The sequence below is a fragment of the Aeromicrobium sp. genome (genome assembly GCF_025965075.1).
Classification (GTDB): domain Bacteria; phylum Actinomycetota; class Actinomycetes; order Propionibacteriales; family Nocardioidaceae; genus Aeromicrobium.
In genome coordinates this window covers 1-3772 of the sequence record NZ_JAOPXQ010000118.1, presented here as the reverse complement: position 1 = coordinate 3772, position 3772 = coordinate 1, and the positions used below count along the sequence as shown (strand labels likewise).

Below are 3772 nucleotides of genomic sequence, written 5' to 3'. Positions count from 1 at the left end.
GGGAAGACCTTCATCCACGTCTTGAGGACCGGGTCCTGGGTGTCCCACTGGTAGAGCTTGACCGTGCCGTCGTACGCGTCGACGACGGCCTTGACCGAGTTGCGCAGGTAGTTGACCTGGTCGGTCGGCAGCGCGACCTGCGAGTTGCCGTCGGTCAGCGTGTCAGCGGTGGCCTCCCGCAGCGAGCGGTGCTCGGAGTACGGATAGGAGTTGCTGGTCGTGTAGGCGTCGACGATCCAGACGACCCGGCCGTTGACGACCGCGGGGTACGAGTCGCCGTCCACCGTCAGCCACGGGGCGACCTTCTTGACCCGGTTACGCGGCTCCCGGTCGTACAGGATCTTGGACTCGGAGTTGACCCGGCTGGACAGCACGATGTTGGGCTCGGCGAACTTGAACGCGTACAGCACCTTGTTGAACATGTTGCCGATCGGGACGCCGCCCTTGCCGTCGTACGTGTTCTGGGTCGCGTTGGCCTTGCCGGTGTCGTCCGAGGACGACGAGCCGCCGCGCGGGGTGTCGACCTCGATCGCCGGGGAGCCCTTGGGCCGACCGACGATCGAGTACGACGGCGACTTCTCGCCGAAGTAGATCCGCGGCGGGGTCGTGGTCTTGATCTCGCCGACGGGCGGGATGTCCTTGGCGGTGAAGACCGGCTCGCCGTTGGGGCCGCGCTCGTTGCCCGCCGCGGCGATGATGCCGTAGCCGTGGGTGTAGACCGTGTGGTCGTTGGCCCAGTTGCGCTGGCTGTCCTGCAGGCCCGAGAGGTTGAGCTCGCGTGCCGCCACGATGGTGTCCTGCGGCTGCGTGTCGTCACCGATCTTGTAGCGGTCGACGTCGAGCGTCGTCGGGACGGTGTAGTAGCCGCGCACCTGCTGCAGCTGCTCGAACGCGTCCGAGATCAGGGTCGGGTCGAGCAGCCGGGTGCTGACCCGCGACTCCGCCGAGGAGGCGAGCGCCGTGGGGGTCAGCGCGGTCTTGGCCGAGTAGGACTCGACCTCGGTGTCCGCGACGTCGTACGCCTGCCGGGTCGCCTCGATGTTGCGGGCGATGTAGGGGCCTTCCTTGTCCGGCTCGGACGGCTTGACCTGGAAGCCCTGCATGATGGCCGGCCAGATCGCGCCGATCAGGATCGAGGTCAGCGCCAGCAGGCCCAGGCCGATGCCCGGCAGGACCCACGAGCGGATGAAGATCGCGGTGAAGAACAGGATCGCGCAGACGATCGCGACGCCGATCAGGATGTTCTTGCTGGGGATGCGCGCGTTGACGTCGGTGTAGCCGGGGCCGTCGAACAGCTTCGAGGAGCCGATCGCCATCCCGAACCGGTCGAGGTAGTACGAGACCGCGCGGGTCAGCACCGCGACGCCGACCAGCACCGACAGGTGCACCTGCGCGGCGCGGGTCAGCTTGGGGCCGCGGCCGACGATGCGGATGCCGCCGTAGACGTAGTTGAGGAACAGCACGACCACGATCGTGACGACGATCATCGCGAACGAGAACGAGGTCAGGAACCGCCACCACGGGTAGTCGAAGACGTAGAAGCCGACGTCCTTGCCGAACTGCGCGTCCTTGACCCCGAACGACGAGCCGTGCCGCCACATCTTGTAGGTGTCCCAGTGGCTTGCGCCGACCGAGCCGGAGAACGCCGTCAGCACGACGAACAGGCCGATCGCCAACGGTCGCAGGATCGGTGTCAAGGCCAGCCGGTAGCGGTAGGCCGGGTCGTCCCGGCGCAGCGGCACGGTGTCGGGCCGGGTGCGATAGGCGAGATAGAGGTTGCCCAGCACGAACAGGCCGAAGACCAGGCCCATGCTGACGAACAGCGCGATCCGCGCGAACAAGATGCTGCGGAACACCTTGCCGTAGCCCACGGACTGGAACCACAGACGATCGGTCCACACGCTCGTGAAGATCGACCCGAGGAACAGCAGCACGGCCAGCGTGATGAGGGTCGGGACGAGGACCCGCTGACGCCGGCCGGGCGCCGCCTGTGGCTGGCGTGGTCGGGGTGTTCCGAAGATGTCGCTCACGGGTCTCCTGTTAGGGGGGTCACAAAAACTCTATGTCAGGGTGCGGCGCAGGTGCTCGATCAAGCCGGGGACGAGGTCGGGGCCCTCGAGCAGCGCGGCGTCGGAGTCGCGGGCGCGGACGGCGCTGTGGGTCGCCCCGTCCCGCGTCACGGCGGCCACGAGGCGCACCTCGCGGCGGTCGGGGTGCGCGGCGGCCGCGGCCAGCAGCTCGTCGGGGTCCTCGGGCAGCGCGTCCTCGGCCTCGGGCGGCAGCATGATGCGCTCGACCACGGCGGCGCAGCCCATCACGGCCTCGGGCCACTCGATCTCGGTCAGCAGGTCCTCGAGCTCGCGATCACCACTCAGCTCCTGCTCGACCGGCGTGATGCTGTCCGGATCGGCCGACAGCTGGTCGGCCAGCTCGGGCTGGCGGGCCAGGAGATCGGCCGTCGGCACCAGCGCGAACAGACGCGGGGCCTGGTCCCAGCCCTGGGCGCCGACGTGGGCCTCGACCTCGAGGGCCGCCTGTCGCAGGGGCGAGTCGGGCATCAGCTGCATGCCGGCACCGTGGCTTTCGGGTCCTTGGCCAGCGCCTCGAGCGAGGAGATGGCGTCCTTGAGCTTCGTGATCTTGACGAGCGTCAGCCCGTCGTCGTCGCCGTCGGTGGCCTCGGCGCAGTTGGCGGCCGGGACGAGGAAGATGTCGACGCCGTCGCGGGCGGCGCCGGCCATCTTCTGCCGGATGCCGCCGATCGACCCGACGAGCCCGTCCGCATCGATCGTGCCGGTGCCGGCGATCTTGCGCCCGCCGGTCAGCTCGCCCGGGGTCAGCTTGTCGTAGATCGCGAGGGCGAACATCGTCCCGGCGCTGGGCCCCCCGATCTGGCGGCCGACGTTGTTGTCGATCTTGATGGGATAGGTGAACTTGGTGCCGATCGAGATGCCGATCCGCGGGATGCTCTTGTCCTTGGGGTCGGCCTTCGTCGTGATCGTGACGTCGCGCGGCGCACCCTTGCGCTCGACCGTCAGACGTACGTCCTCACCCGGCTTGCGCTTGCCGACCGCGGCGACGACCTGGTCGGGCTCGGAGACCTTGGCGCCGTCGACGTCCGTGACGATGTCGCCGGACTTGAGCGACCCCTCGGCCGCGCCGCCCTTGACGACCCCGGCCACGACGGGACGTCCCGTCACGGTGTAGCCGGCGGCGCGCAGCGCCGCGACCCGCGAGTTGTCCTTGGAGCTGTCGAGCTGCGCGGCGGACTGCGCGCTCGACTCCTCCTTGGTCTCGTCGTCGGGATAGACCAGCGCCTTGGGGACGACCGAGACGTCACTGTCGAAGTACGCCCGCAACGCTCCGACCAGCGACACCTTGCCGTCGGCCGGCGTCACCGAGACCGTCGTGAAGTCGAGCGTCCCGGACGTGGGGTACGTCTTGACGTCCTTGCCGAACGTGAACATCTTGGGGCTCGAGTCGTCCGTGGGCGGAAAGCGCCCGAGGGTGTTGAACACCGGGCCCGGCTTCTCCGTCACGTAGGGCACGGGGATGAGGAACGCCGCGCAGGTCAGGACGATCAGCGAGATCGTCGCCACCACCATCGTCGTGTAACGACGGCTGAGCTGGGACGGGTCCGACACAGGGTGAAGCCTAGTCGCAGCCCCCTAGGCGTGATCGACCCACTCGGCGTCGCCGGAGGTGAAGGTCTGGTGCTTCCACACCGGCACGTCGGTCTTGAGCTCGTCGATCAGCCGCCGGCAGGCCTCGAA

Annotated in this window: 3 protein-coding genes; all 3 read right to left on the bottom strand. The window is 68.7% G+C overall.

Going from position 1 to position 3772, the window contains the following annotated elements; genetic code table 11:
• On the bottom strand, positions 1 to 2030 hold a 2030-nt coding region (locus JWQ91_RS07640; protein ID WP_297782265.1), incomplete at its 3' end, for a UPF0182 family protein.
• Between the two features lie 30 nt (positions 2031 to 2060).
• Positions 2061 to 2567: a PPA1309 family protein gene (locus JWQ91_RS07635; protein ID WP_297782264.1), complete on the bottom strand. Its 507-nt coding sequence runs from the start codon at positions 2565 to 2567 to the stop codon at positions 2061 to 2063.
• The gene (locus JWQ91_RS07630; RefSeq protein WP_297782263.1) at positions 2558 to 3643 is read right to left on the bottom strand and encodes a PDZ domain-containing protein; all 1086 of its coding nucleotides are present in this window, start codon (positions 3641 to 3643) and stop codon (positions 2558 to 2560) included. Before JWQ91_RS07630 ends, JWQ91_RS07635 begins: the two co-directional genes overlap by 10 nt.
• Positions 3644 to 3772: the final 129 nt, after the last annotated feature.

What these genes read in the sequence shown, in the direction of transcription:
- JWQ91_RS07635 (WP_297782264.1), bottom strand. Translation starts at nt 2,567, where the DNA reads ATGCAGCTGATGCCCGACTCGCCCCTGCGACAGGCGGCCCTCGAGGTC.